Annotated in this window: 21 protein-coding genes and 1 pseudogene; 12 read left to right on the top strand and 10 right to left on the bottom strand. The window is 42.5% G+C overall.

The window, feature by feature from the left end; translation table 11 throughout:
- The first annotated feature begins 1 nt into the window (after window position 1).
- Together HEQ19_06740 and HEQ19_06735 are read left to right on the top strand one after the other, a co-directional pair.
- A complete protein-coding gene (locus HEQ19_06740) occupies window positions 2-847 on the top strand; it encodes a class I SAM-dependent methyltransferase (GenBank protein ID WYL99265.1) in 846 nt (281 codons plus the stop codon).
- A gap of 172 nt (window positions 848-1,019) precedes the next feature.
- The gene (locus tag HEQ19_06735) at window positions 1,020-1,766 is read left to right on the top strand and encodes a hypothetical protein (GenBank protein WYL99264.1); all 747 of its coding nucleotides are present in this window, start codon (window positions 1,020-1,022) and stop codon (window positions 1,764-1,766) included.
- On the opposite strand, the gene HEQ19_06730 is transcribed toward HEQ19_06735, so the two are convergent.
- The 3 genes from HEQ19_06730 to HEQ19_06720 all read right to left on the bottom strand — a co-directional run bounded on the left by HEQ19_06730 (window position 1,763) and on the right by HEQ19_06720 (window position 4,471).
- Window positions 1,763-3,256 carry an MATE family efflux transporter gene (locus HEQ19_06730; GenBank protein ID WYL99263.1) on the bottom strand — a complete coding sequence of 498 codons (1,494 nt, stop codon included), beginning with the start codon at window positions 3,254-3,256 and terminating at the stop codon, window positions 1,763-1,765. The two genes, HEQ19_06735 and HEQ19_06730, sit on opposite strands and share 4 nt — an antisense overlap.
- Before the next feature lie 494 nt (window positions 3,257-3,750).
- Entirely contained in the window at window positions 3,751-3,918 is a 168-nt protein-coding gene (locus HEQ19_06725; GenBank protein ID WYL99262.1) for a hypothetical protein, read from the bottom strand.
- A gap of 1 nt (window position 3,919) precedes the next feature.
- The gene (locus tag HEQ19_06720) at window positions 3,920-4,471 is read right to left on the bottom strand and encodes a hypothetical protein (GenBank protein WYL99261.1); all 552 of its coding nucleotides are present in this window, start codon (window positions 4,469-4,471) and stop codon (window positions 3,920-3,922) included.
- 130 nt (window positions 4,472-4,601) lie between these two features.
- Here HEQ19_06720 and HEQ19_06715 point away from each other — a divergent pair, with 130 nt between their 5' ends.
- Genes HEQ19_06715 through HEQ19_06700 form a run of 4 tightly spaced genes read left to right on the top strand, consistent with a single transcriptional unit; the run spans window position 4,602 to window position 8,329 of the window.
- Window positions 4,602-5,807 carry an ISL3 family transposase gene (locus tag HEQ19_06715; GenBank protein ID WYL99260.1) on the top strand — a complete coding sequence of 402 codons (1,206 nt, stop codon included), beginning with the start codon at window positions 4,602-4,604 and terminating at the stop codon, window positions 5,805-5,807.
- 37 nt (window positions 5,808-5,844) lie between these two features.
- Entirely contained in the window at window positions 5,845-6,330 is a 486-nt protein-coding gene (locus HEQ19_06710) for a CHAT domain-containing protein (protein ID WYM03289.1), read from the top strand.
- Window positions 6,331-6,372: 42 nt separating this feature from the next.
- Complete coding sequence (locus HEQ19_06705) at window positions 6,373-6,696, top strand: hypothetical protein (GenBank protein ID WYL99259.1); 324 nt, start codon at window positions 6,373-6,375, stop codon at window positions 6,694-6,696.
- Complete coding sequence (locus tag HEQ19_06700) at window positions 6,668-8,329, top strand: hypothetical protein (GenBank protein WYL99258.1); 1,662 nt, start codon at window positions 6,668-6,670, stop codon at window positions 8,327-8,329. The genes HEQ19_06705 and HEQ19_06700 overlap by 29 nt, the downstream gene beginning before the upstream one ends.
- A gap of 154 nt (window positions 8,330-8,483) precedes the next feature.
- Here the strand turns inward: HEQ19_06700 and HEQ19_06695 are convergent.
- Together HEQ19_06695 and HEQ19_06690 are read right to left on the bottom strand one after the other, a co-directional pair.
- A pseudogene (locus HEQ19_06695) lies at window positions 8,484-9,416 on the bottom strand (4Fe-4S binding protein).
- 1,091 nt (window positions 9,417-10,507) lie between these two features.
- Window positions 10,508-12,274, bottom strand: a complete 1,767-nt coding sequence (locus HEQ19_06690; GenBank protein ID WYM03288.2) for an SUMF1/EgtB/PvdO family nonheme iron enzyme — start codon at window positions 12,272-12,274, stop codon at window positions 10,508-10,510.
- Window positions 12,275-13,221: 947 nt separating this feature from the next.
- On the opposite strand from HEQ19_06690, the gene HEQ19_06685 reads away from it, so the two are divergent.
- Entirely contained in the window at window positions 13,222-13,773 is a 552-nt protein-coding gene (locus tag HEQ19_06685; GenBank protein ID WYL99257.1) for a hypothetical protein, read from the top strand.
- Between the two features lie 361 nt (window positions 13,774-14,134).
- Here HEQ19_06685 and HEQ19_06680 read toward each other — a convergent pair whose 3' ends face one another.
- Together HEQ19_06680 and HEQ19_06675 are read right to left on the bottom strand one after the other, a co-directional pair.
- The gene (locus HEQ19_06680; GenBank protein ID WYL99256.1) at window positions 14,135-18,082 is read right to left on the bottom strand and encodes a DUF2157 domain-containing protein; all 3,948 of its coding nucleotides are present in this window, start codon (window positions 18,080-18,082) and stop codon (window positions 14,135-14,137) included.
- Window positions 18,083-18,500: 418 nt separating this feature from the next.
- On the bottom strand, window positions 18,501-18,647 hold the full coding sequence (locus HEQ19_06675) for a hypothetical protein (GenBank protein WYL99255.1): 147 nt from the start codon (window positions 18,645-18,647) through the stop codon (window positions 18,501-18,503).
- Window positions 18,648-18,759: 112 nt separating this feature from the next.
- Between HEQ19_06675 and HEQ19_06670 the strand changes: the two genes are divergently transcribed.
- From HEQ19_06670 to HEQ19_06650, 5 genes are all read left to right on the top strand, one after another.
- Entirely contained in the window at window positions 18,760-19,032 is a 273-nt protein-coding gene (locus HEQ19_06670) for a BrnT family toxin (protein ID WYL99254.1), read from the top strand.
- On the top strand, window positions 19,016-19,279 hold the full coding sequence (locus tag HEQ19_06665; protein ID WYL99253.1) for a BrnA antitoxin family protein: 264 nt from the start codon (window positions 19,016-19,018) through the stop codon (window positions 19,277-19,279). Before HEQ19_06670 ends, HEQ19_06665 begins: the two co-directional genes overlap by 17 nt.
- A gap of 203 nt (window positions 19,280-19,482) precedes the next feature.
- Window positions 19,483-19,701: a hypothetical protein gene (locus HEQ19_06660; protein ID WYL99252.1), complete on the top strand. Its 219-nt coding sequence runs from the start codon at window positions 19,483-19,485 to the stop codon at window positions 19,699-19,701.
- Window positions 19,689-20,099, top strand: coding sequence for a PIN domain-containing protein (locus HEQ19_06655; protein WYL99251.1), 411 nt, complete (start codon window positions 19,689-19,691; stop codon window positions 20,097-20,099). The genes HEQ19_06660 and HEQ19_06655 overlap by 13 nt, the downstream gene beginning before the upstream one ends.
- Before the next feature lie 262 nt (window positions 20,100-20,361).
- Window positions 20,362-20,589, top strand: a complete 228-nt coding sequence (locus HEQ19_06650) for a type II toxin-antitoxin system prevent-host-death family antitoxin (GenBank protein ID WYL99250.1) — start codon at window positions 20,362-20,364, stop codon at window positions 20,587-20,589.
- Window positions 20,590-20,811: 222 nt separating this feature from the next.
- Here HEQ19_06650 and HEQ19_06645 read toward each other — a convergent pair whose 3' ends face one another.
- The 3 genes from HEQ19_06645 to HEQ19_30715 all read right to left on the bottom strand — a co-directional run bounded on the left by HEQ19_06645 (window position 20,812) and on the right by HEQ19_30715 (window position 23,299).
- Window positions 20,812-20,958 (bottom strand): hypothetical protein, encoded by a 147-nt coding sequence (locus HEQ19_06645; protein ID WYL99249.1) that lies wholly within the window; start codon window positions 20,956-20,958, stop codon window positions 20,812-20,814.
- Entirely contained in the window at window positions 20,952-21,176 is a 225-nt protein-coding gene (locus HEQ19_06640) for a hypothetical protein (GenBank protein WYL99248.1), read from the bottom strand. Before HEQ19_06640 ends, HEQ19_06645 begins: the two co-directional genes overlap by 7 nt.
- Before the next feature lie 554 nt (window positions 21,177-21,730).
- Window positions 21,731-23,299 (bottom strand): SUMF1/EgtB/PvdO family nonheme iron enzyme, encoded by a 1,569-nt coding sequence (locus HEQ19_30715; protein ID WZI67125.1) that lies wholly within the window; start codon window positions 23,297-23,299, stop codon window positions 21,731-21,733.
- Between the last annotated feature and the right edge of the window lie 88 nt (window positions 23,300-23,387).

The raw sequence follows: 23,387 nt of genomic DNA, 5'->3' as shown, positions 1-23,387 counted from the left end.
AATGAGTAGTGTGGAAAACCAGATTTCATCAACTTTTGATAGATTATCGAGTGATTCAGAAGTAGAAAATGTGATCAAAATTTCGGAAATTGAGTCTATCCATTATGATGGCAGACATTACAATCTAGTTTATGAGAATAACTACTTTGATCCCGATTATCTGGTTGCTGACATTCCTTTTTGGATAGACATGGCAAATCAGTATGGTGGTCCGATTTTGGAACTATGTTGCGGTAATGGGCGAGTTGCCGTTACTTTAGCAGAAAATGGTTCGCAGGTGACGGGGATTGATATTTCCGAATCTATGCTAGAGGAAGCAAGAAGAAAATCCTCTCAAGTAGAATGGATACACGGTGATATCCGAAATTTTGACCTTGATAAACAGTTTTCTTTGATCATAATTCCGATTAATTCTATTGGACATATTACCGATTTAGAATCAATTGAAAACTGTTTGAGCATGGTTCGGAAATATTTGCAGCCAGGTGGCAGATTTATTATTGATCTAGAAAATTACTTAAATCAAGATATCCTGGATTTCTTGTTGTCCAAAACCAGAAACTTGTATTCAGTATATGAAGATCCAGACGGAAAAGGTACGGTCGTCGTGACTTATGAAAATGAGTTGGATTGGCCGGGACAGATATGGTATTTAAAGCTTTTTTTCCGATTAATAGGGCAGAAAAAAGAGTTTCTTGAAGAAACAAAAGTTCGATTATATTTCCCAAAAGAGCTAGATATGCTGCTCAAGTATAACGGTTTTACAATTGAGAATCGGTTTGGGGATTATGATCTGACACCTTTCACTTCGCAATCACCCCGACTGATATTAATTTGCCGTTCCTAATTATTTTGTTCATGCTGTATTCCGTGAGATTGTTGCAAATTAATGTTTGCGAATGAATGCAGCATTAACTCATCCCCATAATAAAAAGAAACAATTACCGACTAACATCTTCAAAGGAAGATAAGCCCGATCACAGATAGTTGACAAATGTCATTACGCGACCTAAAAAATAATGTCTAACGAAAACCTTACAGCTTACCCCCAAACAGAACAAGCTTGCCGAGATGAACTGATTCAGGCTACTCTTAACATTGATTCATTTAAGCAGATTCGTCAGCGTTGCTCCTTATCTAGCTGTCACGGTATGTGTTGTAATGAAGGGGCACAAGTCAATGAAGAAACCGCTGAAATTATTAAAAAAGTCGTTGAAGAAGAAGCTGAGTTTTTTAAATCTCTTGGTCTTGACCTACCAAAAGAAGTAATTACAGATTTTGCAGAATATGACGAGTTTCCAATTGATAAATGGGAGTGGAAAGGTTTGGGTTCGATTAAAAAAACCGCGCTAAAGGAGAAACCTTTTTCCAATCTCATCAAAGACTATCCCCCCCATTTCCAAAACACAGCCTGTGTTTTTTTACTTGATGATTCCCACTGCGCCTTACAAGAGCTTTCCATCGCCAAAGGCTTACATCCTTGGCACTATAAACCCGTTACTTGTTGGATTTTCCCCATTTGTATTGCGCCAGCGGAGAATCAACCTGAAATATATTTACCCAGTCCCGAAACCGAACCCTGGTATCTACCAGATGAAGAATATGCAGGTTTCTTCACACAAGTGCCGTGTGGTAAATCTTCTAATTGTGGACAACTAGGCTATATCCTGTTGCAGGAAGAACTGAAATTTTTATCAGAGATTGTGGGTCGGAACTTTGTGCAAGAAATCCAAGATAGAATAACTGACTCTGGTAACAGCGACTAAGAAACCGATTTTAAGACAGGAGTTTGATCATTGTTAATGGATCGACTCTTGTCATCCTCGCTAGATTGGATAATCTCAGCAGTTGAAATATAAAAACGATAAATTAAATACACCGTTGATAGTAAAGTTCCAATCGTTAACCCTAACCACAAACCGACACTTCCCCAATTGAGATAGAAACAAAATAGATAGCCACTTACCATACCAACACACCACTGAATTAGGATGTTAATTATTAAAGGTAAGCCGATATCTTTGATTCCCTGCAACATTCCCATAGCAATCAAATTAAGTCCGTAAGCTATTAAAAAAAGTCCAGCCACTCTCAGTAAAGGGATTGCAGAATTAATTACTATACTATTATCTTCAGCATTTGCTCGTAAAAATATCGCCGTAATCCGATCTGGAAACAGCCATAAAGCAACAGCAATCATACCAATGGCGGCGATACCAATGCTAATTGTTGCTAATCCTGACCTCTTTGCGCCAGTGGGGTCATTCTGACCAATCTTTTGTCCAACCCGCGTCATAGCAGCATAAGAAGTCGCAATTGGCACAATCAAACTTATATCTATTGTTTCTACAGCAATTTCATTTGCTGCTAGCACAGCGCTTCCCATATAGCCACTAAACAAAGCAATCAAAGTAAATAGAAACATAGAAGCTGCGTATTGTAAGCCAATAGGCCAGCCATTTTGCCAAATTTCAGCAAAGACTTCTTTATCGAACCCTAAAGAACTAAATAGCTTGTATTCTCTAAATTCAGGATGGAAACCAAGTATGGTAGCAGCACCCAAGAAATTCATCCAGAAAACAATTGTAGTAGCCCAAGCAATTCCCGCTAATCCCAGGGCTGGCAAGCCTAAGTGACCAAATAGTAAAAGATAGTTAATGGTAATATTGATAGGAACACTAGTCAGGGCGATCGCACTAATTAATTTGGGACGATTGAGAGCAGTAGCAATCTCTTTGAGGATGAAGAACCCCACTGCTGCGGGAAAAGCCCAAACAATGACTCTTAAATAGGTTGCAGTTAGGGATACCGTGTGTTCTTCTTGACCCAGAAATATCAAAATAGAATCTAGATGCCAAATGAGTAACATCATTGGTAAAGATATAGCCACCATTAGCCAGATACCTTGAGCCAGAAGTTGGGAAATGTGATCTATTTTTTTTGCGCCAAACGCTTCAGATGCTAAGGGACTAGCTCCCTCTATAATCCCCATACAGATGAACAATAGGGTATAGAAGGTGATCACCCCCAAAGCACCACCCGCGAGGGATTCAATGCCCAAGAATCCCATCATAACTGTATTGATAAAATTCACAGATGTTTCCGCTAGTTGAATACCTCCCAAAGGCACTGCTAATTTTAGAGTCGCAAAAACTTCTGATAAAAAGTTTGACGGCGATTTGTGTCCATCACTCTCATCTTGCCAGCAATCGAAAGTGGCAAAAACTTCTGATAAAAATTCTGACGGCGATCGCATGAAGTAACCTGTTCCTTACTTATATTCATAGCATATATAATATTAGTATATCTTAACACCAAATATTTCTGAAGATACAGCCTTATAGACACGTTACATGTAACGTGTCGAGAACGTTTTTTGGTTCGTTGATTATTATTATGTTAAGCAAGCAGTATTGCCATCTGTAGGGTGCGTCACCAACGAGAAACCCTGGAAATCGCCAGAAATTATTGATACTGACGCACCCTAATAACTTTGTCCGCACAAAAGATGATAAGTACCGGGAGCAAAATTAATTGTATATTGGCATTGCCTGAAATCCTTGTCACCAGGTCATTCCAGGTTAAATAAATGTTCAATTAATTTGGCGTGATTACTTATATATAACGATCCAGTCATTGCGTGGCTTGAATTGTGTCAACCGTTATTACCGAATGGCACTAATTTAAGCAATTTAAGTTTTGTGTAGCCTTCAGGCTGGAGGCTGGGAATACAACTGGAGCGAGAGCTATCTAAAATGGCTTCCCATCATGGAAGCTGGGAAGCCGCCAGGGCAAAGGGTTATGTCTTAACTTAATGCCATTCTGTTTTTGTTCCAAAGCATTCATCCGCTGCTTTATAGCTTCAGTTGCGGAATTTAAATTGGCTAAAGCTACGTCTATATCCTCGCACTGCGACATATTACCTCCTTATATTATTTGCCAAATTATTTATTTTAGCTGCTGTTTCAGCACATGGCAGACAGCAATATACTGGGTAATAATTTGTTTTACATTCGACTGTACCATCTGGACAATTACCACAAGCAACCGTAAAGGACACAGGACACTTTCCTGTGTCAGAAAATATTATCTGGGCATTATATTTAATTTCAATGATACAGTTTTCATCTGATTTCTGTGGAGGACATTTAACAGATTTATCAATGACAATTGTACTCGGATCGATAGTAGGACCAGTGGTTGTAAAAGTATCCCCACCACAGGGAATACTATTAAATTCCAAATACCCTTTATTTACAATTCGATAATCCTTGACAATTGCAGTCAGTATTTTAAAGTTGTTTGGACTGTAAAAACTTATTTGAAATCCCTCCGGCGAATAATTATCACTGGTTGCTTGTGTTGATCGCGTGATAACATCAATTGGTGAAAATTTACTTTCAAATATTTTGTATGCGCCATCATTGAATTTATATTTAACCTTTGGTTTATCGCCTTGTTGACAATACATATCTGGCTCTAAGTAGCAAATCCTAAAGCAATAGGTAAGCTAGAATAATTATGGTTCTTGGGTACTTAGCGTGCTAAAATGTTAAGATATTTTTTAATAATGTTTAATAAAATAAATTATGAAACGAATAATGACTCAACTCCTAAATTTGCCTGAAGTATTAGTAGAATCAAGCCTACAAGAGGGTCAAGTCCTAATTCTATCAGTAGGTAAAAAAGCGAAAAGTGCATCGTGCCCACACTGTGGTCAAAACTCAAGACATTTACATCAAAATCAAAAATGTTTAGTGAAAGATTTACCGATGGGGGATTTTGAAGTAATACTGAATGTCAATAGACGAAGATTCAAGTGTAAAAAATGCCGAAAAACATTTAATGAAAAGCTAGATTTTCTAGGAGCAAGAAAGAGGTATACATACCGATATGCGGAATATATTATCAAACAAGTGATTAATAGTAATGTAAGTAATGTGGCAAGAAATAATGGACTAACTAATGAAGAAGTCATATCAATGCTTGAAGATGTAGCTAAAAATGTGATGCCAATAGATGTCAAAGATTTAAGAAGATTAGGAATAGATGAAATTAGTTTGGTCAAAGGACAAGGAAAATTTATTGTCGTGCTAGTAGATATAGATTCAGGTAAATTGATAGGTTTAGTAAAAGAAAGAAAACAAATTGAAATCAAAAAAACCATGAGAATGTGGGGAGAAAAAGTTTTGTCACAAATAGAAGAAGTAAGTATTGATATGACAGGCAATTATAAATCTTTAATTGAGAAGATTTGTCCAAACGCCCTTGTAACGGTAGATAGGTTCCATGTTACTAAATTAGTACATGAAGAATTAAATCGAGCTAGGATAGCAGAAAAGAAAATAGCATCTGAGTTAAATGCCCCGGAAAGAAAAAAAGTATTTGAAAGTTTAAAAGGAAATAAATTTACAATTCTAAAAGCCGAGAATAAGCTCACCGAAAAGCAAAAAGATAAATTAAATAGAATTAAACAAGCTTCTCCTTTAATAGCTAGAATGCATTCATTAAAAGAAGATTTTCACAATTTATTTGAAGACAATAAAAATGTGGTAACGGGAACGCTAGAATTAATCAATTGGTTAAAAAAAGCTGAACCATATTATCAAAGAAGTGTGCAGACAATTAAACGGTGGTTTGGAGAAATAGTCGGATATTTTGAACGAAGGACTACCAGTGGAGTAGTAGAAGGAATAAATAATAAACTGAAGTTAATAAAGCGAAGTGGATTTGGATTTAGAAACTTTCGTAATTTTGAGATTAGAGCTTTACTTTCTTGGCATTATCCTATCAATTTAGCACGCTAAGTACGCAAGAGCCCATTTTGTCAGCCATAGTCGAGTCATAGATGGTGGGGAAACGGTCCTCTACTGGGCGAAAGCAGAGAATCAGGTAGACCCAGTGACAGGAACACGGTTAATTGAAAGATTGCGATCGCTCAAAGGCGCTAAAGGGCTACCTCATTTTACCTTTCTCTCGACCTGCGAAAGTGCCAGCCCAGAAGCAGAAGCGGGATTAGGGGGTTTTGGACAAAGATTGGTGCGGGATTTAGGAATGCCGGCAGTTATTGCTATGACTGAGAAAGTCACGGTGAAAACTGCCTTGGCTTTAGGTGCGAAATTTTACGAGCAACTGGGTAAAACTGGGGAGGTGGATATAGCATTACAGGAGGCGGCTGCATCCCTTGCAGAACGCCAGGATATTACTGTTCCTGCCCTATTTAGCCGCTTGGGTGGGCGTCCCCTATTTAGTGACCAACTTGACCGCGATTTGACGAACGCCGAAATTAAATATGGTTTGGTGCGGTTGGAAGGATTGTTAAAAGAGTGATCGCCTATACTACAATCAAAGCTGGAAGCACCAGCAGAAAAGTTGGTTTCTCTGCTCAATACAGATTCTACAGCCTTGAGCAAAGAATTTCGGCGAGAGCGGGAGCAAGCCCTAGAAGATGTTAACAATCTCTGTTTGGAAGTGCTTGACCTCAGTTTTAACGCTGTAGCCTTGGATCGGGAACCACCGATTTACGACGCCAGCTGTCCTTTTTTGGGCTTGTATCCCTTCCGCGTCGAAAATCAGAAGTTTTTCTTTGGTAGAGAAGGCCTCATTATACAATTACAACAAAAGCTAGAAAAAGACAACTTCTTAGCTGTGTTTGGCGCTTCCAGTAGTGGTAAATCAGAGGAATTTACAAGGTAAGGAACTGGAACTGAAAACACCAGGCCTGACTAATTATAATGCAGGGATAACAGGTTTAGTCTTCAGCCCCGATAGCAAAAACTTAGTCTCTGGTAGTGACGACAAAACCGCCATCCTCTGGGATTTAACTGGTAAGAAATTGCAAACCTTCACAGGCCATAAGGCTGGTATCACCAGCGTCGCTTTTAATCTCGACGGTTACAGGCTAGCCTCTGCAAGTCTTGATCGTACCGTGATTATCTGGGATTTCACTGGTAAGAAACTGCAAACCTTGATAGGACATCAGGCTGCTGTCACCAGCATCGCCTTCAGTAACGATGGTAAAACTCTGGCTTCTGCAAGTGACGACCATACTATCAAACTCTGGGATTTAAATGGTGAACATAAGCTCAAAGGACATCGGGATACTATAAATGCAGTGGTATTTAGTCATGATGGTAAAAGTCTGGCATCGGGGAGTGACGACAATACTATCAAACTTTGGGATTTAAAGGGTAATCTCCGCAAAACATTTATTAGTCATCGGTCCGCAGTGAAAAATATAGTCTTTAGTGCCGATGATCAAACTCTGGCTTCTGCAAGTGAAAATAAGAATATCAAACTCTGGGATTTAAACAAGGGTAATCTCCGCAAAACCCTCGAACCTCATCAGGACTCAGTGACAAATATAGTCTTTAGTCCCAATGGTACAACTCTGGGATATGTAAGTAAAGACCATAGGGTAAAACTCTGGGATTTAAACGAGAATCTCCTGAAAAACCTTGAAGATGATCAAGACCAAGTGACAAATATCGCCTTTAGTCCCGATGGTACAACTGTGGCAGTTGTAAGTAAAGACCAGACGGTAAAACTCTGGGATTTAAAGGGTAATCTCCTGACAACCTTCAAAGAGCATAAGGCTGCCGTGAAAAATATAGTCTTTAGTTATGATGGTACAATTGTGGCCTCTGCAAGTGAAGACAACACCGTCATTCTTTGGGATTTAAAGGGCAATCAACTGCATATCTTCAAGATAGATCAGAAAGAAATTACAAGTATAGCTCTCAGTCCCGATAGTAAAACTATTGCCTCTGCAAGCGTTGACAACACGATTAAACTCTGGGACTTACAGGGTAATCTCAAACGCACCCTGATAGGACATGAGGCTGGGGTGAAAAGTATAGCTTTTAGCCCCGACGGCTACACCCTCGCCTCTGGTAGCGCAGACAATAACGTGATTTTATGGGATATCAACGATTTAGATATGGATGCGCTTTTAGATAATCTGATGGTAACTGCTTGCAGTTCGGTTAGGGATTATCTTGATTATAGCTCACAGGTTGAAGAGAGCGATCGCAAGATATGCAATGATATTGGCAATAGGGAATGGGGCATTGGGCATTGGGCATTAATCTGTGGGGGCGCAAGGCCTTGCGCCCCTACCCTATCTGTCCCATTCGACTCGCAATCGCATTGTATCGACTCGCAATCGCATTGTATCGACTCGCAATTGAATTGTATCGACTCGCAATCGCATTGTATCGACTCGCAATTGAATTGTATCGACTCGCAATTGAATTGTATCGACTTGCAATCGCATTGTATCGACTCGCAATTGAATTGTATCGACTCGCAATTGAATTGCAGTGTCTAAGGGACTTCCGATAGGGATTATCTACAATAATACCAATCAACAAATCTTGGCAACACATCGATAATCTGTAGGGGCGCAAGGCCTTGCGCCCCTACCCTATCTGTCCCATTCTTTTTTCAAATTGGTATGAACCACATTTTTAGATTTCATATCCCTAATGAGACAGAATTATCACCCACATACTAATACACAATCCCATCGCTCCTAAATGTTGCCAAAGCATGGCTAGGAATGGTTGGCGAGCAATTTTTTGTGTTAATATTATCGTTAATAACACAGAGAAAATAAGCGTTGCACCTTGCAGAAACTCAATTACCGCTGGGTGCGCTATTAATACTGGTAACTGCTCTCCATTCAAACCAAAGGTAGCAAAGGTAACTGGTAAAATTTGCCCGCCTTCACCCAAACCTAAACGCAGATAATGAGCCAAGTTTCCCCCCAGTACCAATGGTAGATAGCCATAGGCAAGTTCCACAAATGATTTTGGTTTTCGTCCAAATTTCATCAGTTGCATTAACCCGTAGGCTGTAACGGGAATCGCTGCGGGGATAATCAACGCCAGTAGGGATAATCCCAAATGTTGCCAAAATTGGCTTAAATCGAGTTGTAAACCCAACCAAGATTGTAACTCGGTTAAATGATGCAGATATACACCGCCTAAGAGTAAAAATAACAATGCGACTTCGTAACCGTGGGGTACATGGGTTGTCCACAATTCAATTCCTGGGGGACGCAAATTAAACTCAACGGAACGATGGGGACAGGCTTTGAGACAAGTCATGCACAAGACGCAATCTTTATTATCTTCTAACTGGGCTGGGTGAGAATACACCGGACAACCATTGGTTTCCATACCCTCGCCTTTTTGCGGTCCGCCTTTGTAGCATTGATAAGTGGTACAAGTTGCAGAACAGATACCCTGTTGCGCTCTGAGTTCGGTCATCGAGAGTTTAGCAAATAAACCATTCATCCCGCCAATGGGACAGAGGTATCGACACCAAAACCGTCGTTCAAAAATAGCAGAGAATATCATCGCTCCTGCGGTGATTAACAGCAGCAAACAAGCGGAGAGATAGGCTGTATTTTGTGACGTACTCCACACACTCCCCTTTCAGGGTGAGTGTGGGCTTCTCAATGACTCCTCTGTGAGGACATTACTTGAGCTTTGAGGGCGTGCGTCCCACGCGCCTTTATGTTTATAGCCGCATTCAAATCCCTGCAAATACGGTTCTTGCGTACTTAACGTGCTAAATTTTTAATTACAGTCGATAACTTTGTTTTAAAATCAAGGCTTACAGGCGCTTATAGCCAAAATTTTAATCATCAGACCTAAAAGGCAGTAAATAATGGCTGTCATCTTATCCCAGCAAGGAGTTCAAGCTTATTTTTCAACATATTTAGCACGCTAAGTACGCAAGAACCGATTCAATAAGCTCAAACAATATGCAGAGTACGCAGATAAAACAATGACTCAAGTGATAGATGAGCTTATCGATACGTTGCCAAGCATAAAAAATGGCGACTCCGCACTTCGTGCCGCTTCTCTACGAGCGCCGAAGGCTACGCTAACACCGACCAACAACTAAGTCAATCCTGCGGATTGAATTAGTTGTTGGTCAATTCGTCGCCGCCCAAAAATTCATCCCACACTGCCCTTCGGGTCAGATGTGGGGCTTCTTTTTGTTTAAGCTAAACTGGTGCGTTCTTGTAGCCAGGTCACTGTTCCTGTTGATGTCATCTTGGATTCTCTGTGCAGGCTGATGTACAACAAGAATTATCCCTGATTACGGAGCGCCACCGTGGGGAAATCGGCGCTGTGTGGTACAAATTAAGGGCGCAAGGCCTTGCGCCCCTACGATTATTGCGGTGTTGGTTGGATTGTGTTATGATTTATTGGTGTTGCTGATTAATGGGATGATTTTTGTCTCACGCATTCGGCGGAGCCGTTCCCGCAGGGTAGGCGCGAAGGCGCAAAGAGGAAGAGTTTTCAAAGTTGAATTTAAGGATTTCATCCCGTAATTATGCAAGGCTGATTTATTTATCTCGAATATTGATGGTTGGATAATTGGTAGGTTATCCACATCAAATTGCCCAAAAAAATCGACCGCCAGAAGACCAGGGGTTAAAGAAGGGCAAAGATAAACAGGGCAGAGGGCACAACTGCTAAAGGGTAAAGGGCTAGTCAGTCCTCCCGAATGCGCAGACAACACGAAAACCATCAAAGTAGTTGTGGAAGACGCGCTCCGCCCTAACGTTGAGGTAGCGGGACGCGGAACGGCAGAGTTTAGGAAAGTTGAACCAGGAACCGCCCCGCAGTACGGCAAATTGATTATCATTACCAAGCCAAGCCGCAGCATTTATTGGCGCAGCTTCATAATTATCATGCCAATCATCAGCACACCATTCCCAAACATTGCCGTGCATATCATATAGCCCAAAGGAATTTGCTACCTTGAAGCTACCAACATCTGTTGTTTGTTCAGGCGACTTACCTTTAGGTTCAGCACCATAAACGTATGTGCCATTATAGTTCGCTAACTCTGGAGTAATAGTTTGACCAAAGTGGAACGGCGTAGAAGTTCCCGCACGACAGGCGTATTCCCATTCAGCTTCACTGGGCAATCGGTAGTTTCGCCCTGTGGCTTTTGAGAGCCTTTTGCAGAACTCCTCTGCATCATACCACGATATTAGTTCTACAGGTCGGTTGTTTCCTTTAAATTTAGATGGGTCGGGTTCGAGTTCGCGGTTAATTTGAGGAAGTTGAGCCACAGCTTTCCATTGGGCTTGAGTTACGGGATACTTAGCCATGTGGAAAGGTTTGACAGTTACTCGGTGCTGGGGTCGTTCTCTGTCATCGCTTCCCGCTTCTTCTGTGGGTGAACCCATCATAAAATTTCCCCCAGGAATGGCGACCATTTCTAGGGTGACATCCTGTGTGAGTATTTCTGTAAAGTATTCGGCTTGTTTGGTTTCGCGGTTGGTGATTGTTCCCCAGGGGTTGACGGTGACGACATCAAAAGTAAATTTGGGGGTGGAAATCTTTGGAGCAGGATTGAGCTTCGCTAAAATTTCAAAAGCAAAAGCACTCGCATGAGCAGCAGCTATTTCTTGAGAACCTGCGGCATCAGCTTCCTTTTTACCATCAATTAAATCAGAAATGCCGCGAATAATCAATGCGGAAACTTGTTGGTTAGCATGAGCAGCTTCTAGCAAACCCCGTCCTTCCATTTCCACAGCAACGGCGTCATTATAATTATCCCGCAGAAACTGCCAAATACTCGACTGGGTTGAAGCAATCACCTTTTCCCCTGCAGCGATAGGAGCAACTAATACGTTGGGGGATGAATTAGAGGGAGATGTCAATCTTTCGAGCCAGTCTGATTTTCTCGCTTCTGCTTTCGCACGCTGGATCAAATTGTAAGCCGAGGAGCCTACATCCGGTCTGAGTTTAAAGCTGACTTCCACCTTACCAGACTCATAACCGTAAACCTTCGTAGCAGCTACCACATCCCCCAGGTTAACATCCTTGATACCGCCAGCGACGCCCACAAATAGAATCACACTGGGTTTGAAAAAGGCGATCGCTCGTTCTGCTTCCACAGATGCTGATGTATTTCCCGCGCCTATCTCCGCAATTCCCACTTCCCAAAGAGCAAATTCGCCTTGTTCATAAATCGTTCCTTGGGGATGTTCTACCTCCTTGACGTTGTTGAGATGTTTACGCACCGCCAGATATTCAATGCGAATAGCAGTCAGAATAACAACAGAAGGCATATGTAAAATATTGTCTAAAATAAGAGATGTTTTACTATTCTGACGGTTTTGGTTTAATTTAGCACAGTAGGGTGCGTCAGCGGATAATTTATATGTCAATACAGGGATGTTAGGCTCGGATGATATACACTGTAGGGGCACGGCATCCACAATTTTTTCTTGTAATGACAATTTTACTCGTGCCGTGCCCCTACGACAATTTTGCTTAACTTAACGGTTTTTGTTTGATTTGCCACAATAAACTGCGGATAATTTATATGTCAATACAGGGATGTTAGGCTCGGATGATATACACTGTAGGGGCACGGCATCCACAATTTTTGCTTCTAATGACAATTTTATTCGTGCCGTGCCCCTACGACAATTTTGCTTAACTTAACGGTTTTTGTTTGATTTGCCACAATAAACTGCGGATAATTTATATGTCAATACAGGGATGTTAGGCTCGGATGATATACACTGTAGGGGCACGGCATCCACAATTTTTTCTTGTAATGACAATTTTATTCGTGCCGTGCCCCTACGACAATTTTGCTTAACTGAACTGTATTGCACCATAGCCGAAAACAGTATAGTGCGTCAGCGGATAATTTATATGTCAATACAGGGATGTTAGGCTCGGATGATATACACTGTAGGGGCACGGCATCCAAAATTTTTTCTTGTAATGACAATTTTATTCGTGCCGTGCCCCTACGACTGAACTGTATTGATTTATATGTAGGGTGCGTCAGCAGAGAGAAATCTTGGATATCGCCGAAAATCATGGGGACTGACGCACCATAACCGAAAACAGTATGGTGCGTCAGCGGATAATTTATATGTCAATACAGGGATGTTAGGCTCGGATGATATACACTGTAGGGGCACGGCATCCAAAATTTTTGCTTGTAATGACAATTTTATTCGTGCCGTGCCCCTACGACAATTTTGCTTAACTGAACTGTATTGATTTATATGTAGGGTGCGTCAGCAGCGAGAAATCTTGGATATCGCCGAAAATCATGGGGACTGACGCACCATAGCCGAAAACCGTATGGTGCGTCACAAATGAGAAATTGGCGATGAGCCAGAAATTTTTCGCATCTGACGCACCCTACAAATACTAGGAGCATATCATGAGTGACCAGAAATCAATATTAGATGTTTATCTTCAAGAATACGAGAAGCTCAAAGAAGAGCAAGCGCAAAGAATCGGGTTTCGCGATAATCTGCTTTATGTGACGCTCGGAGTATTTGGTGCAGTTGTTTCGTTTGCTGTGGCGAATAAAGCCAATTATTATGCATTACTTGTAATTCCTTGGGTTTCCCTCATCTTGGGTTGGACTTATGTTGTGAATGATGAGAAAATTTCCGCTATTGGTAGATATATTCGCCTGACACTCAGCGAAAAAATTAAGGAACAAACGGGGAATAAAGATGATGAATCGATATTTGGCTGGGAAATAGCACACAGAAGTGATAACCGTCGCCAACGCCGTAAAATAGAACAGTTAATTATTGATGAAATAACTTTTGTGTTTTCGGGTGTTCTTGCATTATTCGCTTTTTGGTTATTAGTATCAAGACCTCCTGTGCTGGTGAATATTCTTGGTGTGATTGAGCTTATACTTTTGGTGATTTTGGGTGTAGAGATTTTCATTTATGCTGATTTAGCCAAGGGGAAATAAACGGTTCGCAACCCTTGGGACATCGGCGCTGTGTGGCACAAATTAAGGGCGCAAGGCCTTGCGCCCCTACCCGCAATTACTCCCTTTCCGGTCTAAGATTACCTATAATTTTCCTTCTTTGCGCCTTCTCTGCGAGACGCTCCGCGAATGCGCCTTTGCGTGAGCTAAAAATTATTTCCCTACGGGACGCTCCGCGAACGGTAATCTTCCAGCGGTTCGGGAGTAATACTCCGCGCTGTGGGGAAATCGGCGCTGTGTGGCACAAATTAAGGGCGCAAGGCCTTGCGCCCCTACACGCAATCAACACTCCGCTTACTCATTACTCATTACTCATTACTCATTACTCATTACTCATTACTCCTTACTCCCATTGGTGAAAACCATCGCTGGTGTTGCGGAGTAAGGATGTGATTTGAGCGCGACGGGTTTCAAAGTTGGCGGCGATGGAAATTAGTATAATGCCAACTAGTAAACCAATTATCCATTTTAAAAAGGGATAGCGTAAGCTGAATATTACTAGTTGATAAATACTCGTGCAGAAAAAGGCGACTGTTCCCACGTAAAGAAAGGCGCGGATTTGTAAAGCTAATCCTGCAAAAATGGCGATGAGGCTGAAGATTCCGGGGATGATGGGTATGTTTTGGTAAAATAAAATTGCCCATCCACAAATTAAACCACTGCCAAAAATCCGTAAACTGTGGCGGATACCTTTAGATTGTGGTAGCGTCAATTGCGGATCTACTTGAGCAATATATAGTAATGATAATCCAATGACTGAGACATACCACAAACTATCGGTGAGGTTTAAGTTAAAAAACCAGTCAAATAGTGCCCAATCAATCAAGGCTACACTAATATAGGTAAATCGGAATTTTTCTCCGACTTTGGCCAGGAAGATGTAGAAACCGGCGACAATTACTAAGCTAATTGGGGAAACTTCCAGTCCAGTTATCCATAAAATTATTAGTGGTAGGATGTATGCGGCGTTTCGCCAAGGTCTGGGAGACCAACCCCATCGTTCCCAGGGTAAGATGTAGAGGAAATAGGCTACCACACAGGCGATCGCACTGTTCCAAGGTAGTAAGTTTTGCGTGAATGATTCCGCTATGGGTAAATCTTTGAGATAAAAACTGAAGATACCAGCTTCTAATAACCCTAGGTAAACCCAAATTTCTGGGGTTATGACGCCCAATATCCTTTGTTCACTGGGATTAAGCAGGTTTTCCCGTCCTTGAAAGATCGCATATTGAATTAAAAATCCTCCAGTTCCTAAACCTGCTATCTGGTTAACTTCTACGGGAAGGATAATGGCTACAATTAATAAGCAGCTACTCCAAGTCCAATGCAGATGGGCGATTCCTTGCAGTTGTTGGGGGGTCAGGCGTAAATAACCTACAAGTATTGGTGATAAAATCCGATAGGCGTACATAATGCTTGTCCCCAGGGCAGACATGGCAATTAATCCATCACCAAATCCTCCCCCTGTGGTCTGTGAGATTTGATAAAATAACAATTCGTAGGCTGAAATTGAGACGCCAATAATTCCCAAGTACAGCAGCGGTTTGAATTCCTGGCGTCTTCGTCCCACACCAATGATAATTAAAGCGACGCCGAGGGAATATAAACCTGTGGAATTGCTAAAGGTGTCTAAGCGGAGGACTATACTCAAGGCAGCATATATCAGTGGGAGAATATGAAAGCTGCTAGGAAACCTTTCTAATTGATATCGTTGGCGCCACCATTCACCCACAAGTTGCGTGATTAACCCCAAGGCGATATTGGCGATCGCTATTTTTATGGTTGAGTGTCCCGCAAATCCCAGCAATTCGGCCATCAACAATTCCCCACACCAACCAATACTATAAAATGCCCAATTTGTGGGTGAACGCCAACTGCGATAAATTATCGCCCCTAATATAATGATCGTCGTAATGAGGTATAATAATCCTGGCGACGTGTGTCCGTCATAAACCAGCAGCGAGTGCATGGTTAAACTCAATAACTCTAGAATACATAATGCGATCGCCCATTTATCACTGGCTGCTGCATAGATATTTGCTAATTCATCCTCTCGCCGCATCAGAACTACACGCCCTAACCATAAACTGAGAATGGCGATCGCCCCAACAATAAACCAACCTCCCAAACTCAGGTGCGGTAAACCAGGTACACCTTCCCACAGCAAAACGCCAATCAAAACCAGTGTAAAGCCTTCGGTGATGAGTGCAAATCCTGGTTTTCGCAAATAGCGCGTATTCCCAAACATCAAAACCGCACCCACACCCAAACCGATTAATCTCGTTTCTGATGGCGGTAAAGTCAGCAATTGACTAATTCCCACAGCCAAAAAACTTAATACACTATTCGCAATTCTCCACTTTCCAGTTGTGCGACTAGCAACACCATAAAGCGCTAAAGGCGTAATCAGCCAAATGATTCCCCATTGACCACCACTCCCAATCACACGAGTCCAGAACGATTCGAGATTTCCCCACAGTAGCAGAAAACTAATCGCAGCTAACCCCAAACCAATATACCATGCACTACGTCCCCAGATACTATTCCTGAGACTAAATCCCCACTCAAGCACCATCAAAGCTAACAAAATACTCGCCCAGATTTGCAGACTCAGAGTTGGTAATAGCCATTCCATCGTCGAGAACAGCGTTAGTATCCCCATGATGTGAGTTAGGTAAATCAGGGGGATGAGGGGTAAATCTCCTCCATGTCGCCTTGTCTGTTGATGAGAGTATCGTTGAGTAACGAAGGCGAGGGTGAGGGTAGAAGAAAGGAAATTGAGCGATCGCAATGTCGGATTAACTAAGGCTATCGTTGTTAAAGCAGTTCCCAAAAACAACGTTAGCAGTTCGCCAAACTTAGCTAATTCTTCCCGTTGCTGACGATGAAAACTATTTGTCAGCGCCACCATCAATATAATATAGGGAAATAAGGCGATACTCAACAACGCCCAAGGTTGATTTTGCGAATTCGTCAGATGGGTTCCCGTGGCGATCGCCCATTCTTGTAACCCAGTCGGTAATAATCGCCAACCCAGCCAAATCGTCTGTAAGCCGACAGCAAAAAATACAACAGAATCAGCATTTCCACTATAACGCTGCACGCGATTTCCGATAAACCACAAGCCTAAGCCGCTCACAGCAATTGCTTGGACAGGATAATTTGTTACCGCCACCGCCCAACCGAGTAAGAGTAAAAAACTGCCGATTGTTTCCCAAATGAGGGAAGAATCTCTGACTCCCCTGTTTGCGAGCAAAGAAGGGCTGGGGGTGAGGTTCATCTGTGCTAACCAAGTCATCAACCAACCGCAAATACCAATAGCTAACCCCAACTTAGTGACATCTACCTGGACAACAAAAATTGCCCGGATTAACAATACCACCAAAGCGTAAATAATGACAGTCGCAGATAAGTTAATATTCCCAGTAATATGAGGATTATCCTCATTTTCATTAAGTGTGGGCTGATTTGTCTGTTGGTAGCGATGGTGATAAACAGTAATCAAAGTTGTGCCTACCATCGCCACATATACGACGATGAGGGGGAAGCTGGGGAATAATTTCCAACCGCAGTGGAGATAACTTAACCCCAGAATATTCACCAGAGGTAATTTATCCAGTGGTGAATTACCGACAAATAACCGATGATTGCAGAGTAAAATTGTGATAGCTGTCAGCGTAGGAATGGCGATCGCCACTGTCAACCAATCTAAAGGATTTTGCCATAGGCGGAAGCTATCCATAGCCCAAAAGTTGACAGGTATTAACAACAGCGTGACAATCAATAATGTCTGCGCCGTCAATCTCAAATTATTTTGCCTACCCGCCCAAAAGCTGAAGCCCCAAAAACTCAAAGTATAAGCTAATAATACCCCATATTGCAAAGAAGCGGGGAATTTCTCCCACTGACTCGCCGCTAGTACCCCAGAAGACACGACAACCAGAAATAAGCCTAAAAACAGTAGCCAACGCACACTTAATTCTGCCCCTAGGGACTGTAACATTGTGGCGATGAAATTGGGTTTGGCTGGTGTTACTGGTTCTTCTGTCACCTGTAACGATTCTACAGCCAACAGTTCCACAGGGTCAAAAAAAGCTACATTATTCACCTGTGGTTGAGGTAGCGCCTGGGTTTGCAATATCACCTGACAGACGAGATCCTTTCGGCATATCTGTCTAACTTGGGCGTCGGATATCAAACCCAAACGCAGCCAGATATCCAGTCCTGCTAATAGCTGAGGATGGTAAGACGGTAGCCTGAGTTCAATTTTCAACGGTGTATCTGGTAACATAGTCCGCAGGCGTATCAGTATATACTTTAATCATCATTGCCTTCCAAGACATTTATGCACTAGCTGTGCCAGTTATTTTACTGAATAATTTTTACTTGTGTTATATCTAAACATAAATTTTCATCGCGAATGAACCATGTAGGGGCGCAAGGCTTTGCGCCCTCACCCACAATCAACACTCCGCTCGTAGTCATCAACGGTGGGGGAAATTCGCGCTGACGGGGCGACAAATTCAGGGCGCAAGGCCTTGCGCCCCTACGAAACACTCTTCATTAGCGCGATCGCGTGATATTGTCGGGTGCGTTAACTGAAAGTGCGATCGCAATCTTGTAGTGCGATGCCTGCGGCGGGCGTAGCCATCGCCTCCTATTATATATCTTGTAGGGTGCGTTAATGAGAGTACGGCACCGTATTGTTGCTAATATTCGGCGTGTAACGCGATCGCTAACACACCCGGAAAAGTGCGATCGCGTAACGCACCAACCCAACCCCAAACAAAGCGATCGCGATCTTGTCGTGCGTAGGCGCAGCCCACCGCAGGTATCGCCGATCTTGTAGGGTGCAAAAACGCTGAGAGTACGGCACCTTATTTTTGTTAATACTTGGTGTGTTACGCCGTGGCTAACACCCCCTACATGAATCTTGACGAGACAATCTGCCATACATATAATATATGTATGGTCTTTGAATATGATCCCAAAAAAGCAAAAACCAATTGGCAAAAGCATGGTGTTTCCTTTGCAGAAGCTGAAATGGTGTTTTTCGATCCCCTTGCCATTCATGATATTGATCCAGATTCGATTACTGAAGAACGTTTCATCGCAGTGGGGATAGGAAACTATGGCTTACCACTGGTCGTTGTTTATACCATGCGCGATGAGGTGATTCGACTGATTTCTGCTCGTAGCGCTACAAAACAGGAGATAAAAGCTTATGAGAAAGGAATATGATTTTTCTAAGGGAAAACGAGGATCTGTAATTCCAACTCATGGAAAAACACGCATTACTATTTATCTAGATGATGAAATTCTAGATAAATTTCGAGAAGAGGCTGAAATGACTGGAATGGGTTATCAGACTCTGATTAATGAGGTTTTAAAGAAATATCTCCAGTCCCCTTGCGATCAACCTCTCACCCAAGAGGATCTACGCCGTATTCTTCGTGAAGAATTATCAGCGCGATCGCCGATCTTGTAGTGCTATGCCTGCGGCGGGCGTAGCCATCGCCTCCCATTATAAATCTTGTAGGGTGCGTTAACGAGAGTACGGCACCTCATACATCCATGAAGTGCGATGCCTACGGCGGGCGTCGCCTACGCGTTCTTGTAGCTTGGGTTGAAGAACGAAACCTAACAAATTACCGTTATAATATTGCAAAGATTGATTCACTCACTCAACCTATGCAATACGAAGCCCTTTATGAAAATGGTCAAATAACGTGGTTAACCGAAAAACCCCCTCTTAAGTCCGCTCGAATTATGATCTCAATTCTAGAAGAGATCCCACCCCAACCCCAAAAACGCCGTCAACCTTCACCCTTGATTGCTGGTAAGGGAAAAACATTAGGAGACTTGGTAAATCCACTTGTTAATGACCAAGATTGGGAATGTCTGAAATAATTATCCTAGATACTCATATCTGGATTTGGTATATTAATCGAGAATTAGATCAATTTCCAACTTCATGGTTAGAAATAATAGAAACAGCCAATCAGGTGGGAATTTCGCCAGTATCCTGTTATGAAGTAGCTGCTTCCCAACAAAGAGGACGTTTATTATTACCAAGTCCGGTGAATCAATGGTTTGAGGAAGCTTTAGAACCTTCAGGAATATCGCTTTTACCCTTGACTGTGGCGATCGCGTCTTGTGCTGTTAATTTATCACCCATTCATCGAGATCCTTTTGACAGAATTATTATCGCCACAGCCATTGAATATCAAGCGAGATTAGCTAGCATTGATGGGTTTTTCCGTCAATATCCAGAACTGACAACTTTGTTAATGATTGAGAATGGGTAGTGCGTAGGAGCAGCCCACCGCAGGTATCGCCTCCAATTGTAACGACTGTCAAAAAAATCCGATACCTGCTTGGGCGTAGCCATCGCCGCTCTTGTAGGGTGCGCCCAAAGCCACCCATAAAGGTGCGTTACGGCGCAAAAGAGCCAAATATGTGTAAATTGACCAAATAAGCGCAAATACGCACAGAATATCACTCAAACAATTAATGTCGTAAAATGGAGATCGGCTGGAATAGTAAAAAACTGAGGCTGGAGATTAAGTGATGAAAACAATCGATATTAACCTAGCCCTTCCTCAAATATCATTATTAATCGAAAAAGCGGTGGATGGCGAAGAAATTATCATCACCAAAAACAATCAACCAATAGTCAAATTAGTTTCCCTACAACCCCTCCCCACACGTCCTCCGCTTTTTGGTAGCGATGTTGGTTTAATTTCCATTACTGATGATTTTGATGAACCTTTAGAAGACTTTAAGGATTATATGTAGTGAAATTATTGTTAGATACCCATAGTTTGATTTGGTTTTTTTCTGGCGATTCTAAATTAAGTAATATTGCCAAAATATACATGGAGAATGTTAAGCATCAAAAATTAATCAGTGAGGTACAGATAATTGTAAGGGCATGGCAGTGCCATGCCCCTACCTGCGTACCTCATTTACCTGAATAACGCTGTAATTCAAAACTCCAGGTTTCAAGATGGAAGAGGTTTAAGTGCATCGCTGATTTTGTAGTGCGATCGCTTGGAAATTGATTTTTGAGAAGATGGGGAGCGATCGCGTGGAAATTGCTTTGATAATGAGTGCGATCGCACAGAGAATTGGGTGATTACCGGATTGGGCGATCGCAATTACCACTCATCTCGTAACGCTCTTTGCATTGCTACTGCATCTCCTTGCCAAGTTAACCGCCCCGCCAAATCAGAAAAATTATAATTGGGGTTTTGAGCTTTGGATGCTACAATTGGATTGAGTACCAACACAACATTCACCTGTCCTGGGCCAAGTTGCGTGGGAATATCAAGCAGCAAGCGCCCTGATGCATCGACGGTTGTTGTAAGTTGAAGGACTTCCATCTGAATCTCAACCTTGGATTTCAATCGGAGCAGAACAGCTTTATTTTAGCGTAGCCCAGAGGTGCGATCGCCAAGTTTCTGATAACGTCAATCGATTTTGGATTTTGGATTTTGGATTTTGGATTGACCCCAACCACAACGAAAATTGTCGTAGGGGCACGGCACGAATAAAATTGTCATTAGAAGAAAAAATTTTGGATGTTCCCGTAAGTGTATATCATTTGGCGAGTCTGTGAACCTAGAATCCCCTCGCCTTTAGGCAGGGGAGTGTCAATGCGGTGTTTGCTGGATTGTGCTATTATTTGTTTATGTCGAATATTGCTCGTTGGATAATTGGTAGTAGTCTGTCAATTTTGTTTTGAGGGATTTTTGGTAGTGTGAGCGTCTCGCTCACGCGGGCAAGATGCCCGCACTACAGTCCATCATTTTTATCTTGACAGAGTAGTAGGTTATCCACATCAAATTGCCCAAAAAAATCGACCGCCACAAGCCCAGGGGTTAAAGAAGGGCAAAGAGAAACAGGGCAGAGGGCACAAGTGCTAAAGGGTAAAGGGCTAGTCACTCCTCCCGAACGCGCAGACAACACGAAAACCACCATAGTTGAGGTGGAAGACGCGCTCCGCCCAATCGTTGTTGTAGCGGGACGCGGAACGGCAGCGCCTAGGATTGACGTCCCAGGAACCCCCCCGCAGTACGGCAAATTGATTATCATTACCAAGCCAAGCTGCACTATCTCTTGGCGCACCTTCATAGTTACCATGCCAATTATCAGCACACCATTCCCAAACATTGCCGTGCATATCATATAGCCCAAAGGCATTTGCTACCTTGAAGCTACCAACGGCTGTTGTTTCTTTACGGTACTTACCTTGATATCCAGCACCATAAACGTATGTGCCATTATAGTTCGCTAACTCTGGGGTAATAGTCTGACCAAAGTGGAACGGCGTAGAAGTTCCCGCACGACAGGCGTATTCCCATTCAGCTTCACTGGGCAATCGGTAGTTTCGCCCTGTCGCTTTTGAGAGCCTTTTGCAGAACTCCTCTGCATCATACCACGATATTGTTTCTACAGGTCGGTTGTTTCCTTTAAATCTAGATGGGTCGGGTTCCAGTTCGCGGTTAATTTGAGGAAGTCGAGCCACAGCTTGCCATTGGGCTTGAGTTACAGGATACTTACCCATGTGGAAAGGTTTGACAGTTACTCGGTGCTGGGGTCGTTCTCTGTCCTTGCTTTCCGCTTCTTCTGTGGGTGAACCCATGATAAAAGTTCCCCTAGGGATTTTGACCATTTCCAGGGTGACACCCCCAAGGAGTTTTTCTGTAAAGTATTCGGCTTCTCGGCTTTCGCGGTTGATGATTATTCCCGATTGGTTGACGGTGACGACATCAAAATCAAAGGGTTGAGTTAAAATCTCTGATTTAGGCTTGTATTTTTCCAGAATCTTAAATGCCAACTCACTAGCATGTTTTGCAGCCATTGGTTGAGAACCCGTTGCATCTGCTGCACTTTTACCATCAATTAAATCAGAAATCCCGCGAATAATCAATGCTGGAACCTTGGGTTCATTTTTACTCACAGCATACAGAAAACCATATCCTTCCATTTCCACAGCAATAGCATCGTTATAATGGTCTTTGACAAATAAAAACTTATTCGAGTTACTCGAAGCAAGCACCGTCTCCCCAGAGGCGATGGGTTTAAACAATATACTGAAGGATTGATGTTGATCTTTAGCTAACCCGATCAAGTCTTTGCCGAAATCATCTGCTTTTAACACCTCTGGTCTAGCAGAATCGCTATTTTCTTCTGCCTTGGCACGCTCATAATAATAAACTTTTGTGGCAACGACGACATCGCCAATCTTCACGTCTTTGATGCCGCCGGCAATGCCGACAAACAGGATAACATCAGGGTGAAAATGGGCGATCGCTCTGTCTGTTTCTAAAGCTGCTGGTATATTTCCCTCGCCAACTTCCGCAATTATCACGTCCCATGTATCATATTCGCCTCGTTGAGATCTATTTCCTAGGGGATGTTCAACATCCTGGAGGTTGGTGAGATGTGTACGCACAGCGCTATATTCGTCGAGAATAGCAGTCAGGATAACGGCAGAAGGCATATCTGAGGATATTATTTAAATAGGAGCTATTTTTCTATTCTGACGGTTTTTGTTTGATTTAACACAGTTGGGGAATCCGCGCTGTGAA

The sequence above is a fragment of the Gloeotrichia echinulata CP02 genome, from assembly GCA_038087035.1.
Taxonomy (GTDB): Bacteria; Cyanobacteriota; Cyanobacteriia; order Cyanobacteriales; family Nostocaceae; genus Gloeotrichia; species Gloeotrichia echinulata.
Note: the sequence above shows the minus strand (reverse complement) of the source record. Positions and strands in the feature narration are given on the sequence as shown.

What these genes read in the sequence shown, in the direction of transcription:
- HEQ19_06650 (WYL99250.1), top strand. Translation starts at nt 20,362, where the DNA reads ATGAAAACAATCGATATTAACCTAGCCCTTCCTCAAATATCATTATTA.
- HEQ19_06670 (WYL99254.1), top strand. Translation starts at nt 18,760, where the DNA reads ATGGTCTTTGAATATGATCCCAAAAAAGCAAAAACCAATTGGCAAAAG.
- HEQ19_30715 (WZI67125.1), bottom strand. Translation starts at nt 23,299, where the DNA reads ATGCCTTCTGCCGTTATCCTGACTGCTATTCTCGACGAATATAGCGCT.
- HEQ19_06680 (WYL99256.1), bottom strand. Translation starts at nt 18,082, where the DNA reads ATGTTACCAGATACACCGTTGAAAATTGAACTCAGGCTACCGTCTTAC.
- HEQ19_06640 (WYL99248.1), bottom strand. Translation starts at nt 21,176, where the DNA reads ATGGAAGTCCTTCAACTTACAACAACCGTCGATGCATCAGGGCGCTTG.
- HEQ19_06720 (WYL99261.1), bottom strand. Translation starts at nt 4,471, where the DNA reads ATGTATTGTCAACAAGGCGATAAACCAAAGGTTAAATATAAATTCAAT.
- HEQ19_06740 (WYL99265.1), top strand. Translation starts at nt 2, where the DNA reads ATGAGTAGTGTGGAAAACCAGATTTCATCAACTTTTGATAGATTATCG.
- HEQ19_06655 (WYL99251.1), top strand. Translation starts at nt 19,689, where the DNA reads ATGTCTGAAATAATTATCCTAGATACTCATATCTGGATTTGGTATATT.
- HEQ19_06715 (WYL99260.1), top strand. Translation starts at nt 4,602, where the DNA reads ATGACTCAACTCCTAAATTTGCCTGAAGTATTAGTAGAATCAAGCCTA.
- HEQ19_06660 (WYL99252.1), top strand. Translation starts at nt 19,483, where the DNA reads ATGCAATACGAAGCCCTTTATGAAAATGGTCAAATAACGTGGTTAACC.
- HEQ19_06725 (WYL99262.1), bottom strand. Translation starts at nt 3,918, where the DNA reads ATGTCGCAGTGCGAGGATATAGACGTAGCTTTAGCCAATTTAAATTCC.
- HEQ19_06730 (WYL99263.1), bottom strand. Translation starts at nt 3,256, where the DNA reads ATGCGATCGCCGTCAGAATTTTTATCAGAAGTTTTTGCCACTTTCGAT.
- HEQ19_06735 (WYL99264.1), top strand. Translation starts at nt 1,020, where the DNA reads ATGTCTAACGAAAACCTTACAGCTTACCCCCAAACAGAACAAGCTTGC.
- HEQ19_06665 (WYL99253.1), top strand. Translation starts at nt 19,016, where the DNA reads ATGAGAAAGGAATATGATTTTTCTAAGGGAAAACGAGGATCTGTAATT.
- HEQ19_06685 (WYL99257.1), top strand. Translation starts at nt 13,222, where the DNA reads ATGAGTGACCAGAAATCAATATTAGATGTTTATCTTCAAGAATACGAG.